Below are 1,172 nucleotides of genomic sequence, written 5' to 3'. Positions count from 1 at the left end.
CTAGTGTGCTGTCTCTGAAATAAGTTTCTAACCTGAGCTATGCTTATGTGGTCAGTCAGTGCTTGGAGTGATCACATGAACTCTCAGGACATCGTGCTCAGTGAAGACGAACAAATTGAACTGAGTCGGCGCATAAGATCAGCCACTATCAGTCAGCGCGACGGTCGTCGGGCGCGGGTGATTTTACTAGCCGCTCGAGGTTGCTCTCGTAACGAGATTGCCCAGTTGACCGGTCTCTCCGTTGTTTCAGTTACCCGCTGGTGCAAGCGCTTTCAAGAGCTGCGTCTAGAAGGCCTGGTGGATCTGCCCGGACGAGGTCGCAAGCCATCCCTGCCAGCCGAAGCGTTGAAACGAACCCTTGAGCAAGTCACTCAGCCGCGTATCGGCCAACCTCGCTGGAGCTGTCGAAGCATGGCTCGAGTCGCCGGCATTTCACCGGCCAGCGTCCAGCGGATATGGGCCGCCAACGACATAAAACCGCACCTCACACGCACCTTCAAGCTGTCCAACGATCCGAACTTCGAAGAGAAATTCTGGGACGTCATCGGACTGTATCTGGCGCCTCCCGATAAAGCCCTGGTGCTCTGTTGCGATGAGAAGAGCCAAGTTCAGGCCCTCGAGCGCACCCAGCCTGGACTGCCTTTGGGAATCGGGCATATCCGCACGCAATCGCACGATTATGTCCGCCATGGCACCGTCACCTTGTTCACCGCTCTGGATTACCTTCAGGGACGCTTGATCAGTTCCATCGAGCGCCAACACCGGCATCAGGAATGGCTGGAGTTTCTCAAGAAGATCAATCGAGAAACGCCCAAGCATCTTCAGCTGCATTTGATCGTCGACAACTATGCCACGCACAAGCATCCAAAAGTGAAGGCGTGGCTTGAGAAGCACAAACGCTTCCACATGCATTTCACCCCGACCTCCAGTTCATGGATGAACATGGTTGAACGCTTCTTTCGCGATATCACGGTGTACCTGCGTGACGGCAGCTTCAGTTCGGTTCGCGAACTGGAAAGCTCGATCACCACGTTCCTGGCACTGCGAAATGCGCAGCCGACTCGCTACGTCTGGAACGCCAAGGGGGAAGATATTTTGAACAAGATACAGCGAGCCCGTGAGGCAATGGCCTCACAGGCATGAGGAGTGTTATTTGTGAGACAGCACACTAG

Annotated in this window: 1 protein-coding gene; it reads left to right on the top strand. The window is 54.8% G+C overall.

Features of this window, described 5'->3' with window-relative positions:
* The first annotated feature begins 75 nt into the window (after positions 1–75).
* Complete coding sequence (locus IMW75_RS26725; RefSeq protein ID WP_205894307.1) at positions 76–1,143, top strand: IS630 family transposase; 1,068 nt, start codon at positions 76–78, stop codon at positions 1,141–1,143.
* Positions 1,144–1,172: the final 29 nt, after the last annotated feature.

Origin of the sequence: Pseudomonas gregormendelii (assembly GCF_017114825.1) — a bacterium.
Taxonomy (GTDB): Bacteria; Pseudomonadota; Gammaproteobacteria; order Pseudomonadales; family Pseudomonadaceae; genus Aquipseudomonas; species Aquipseudomonas gregormendelii.
This window is presented reverse-complemented; position numbering and strand designations above follow the sequence as displayed.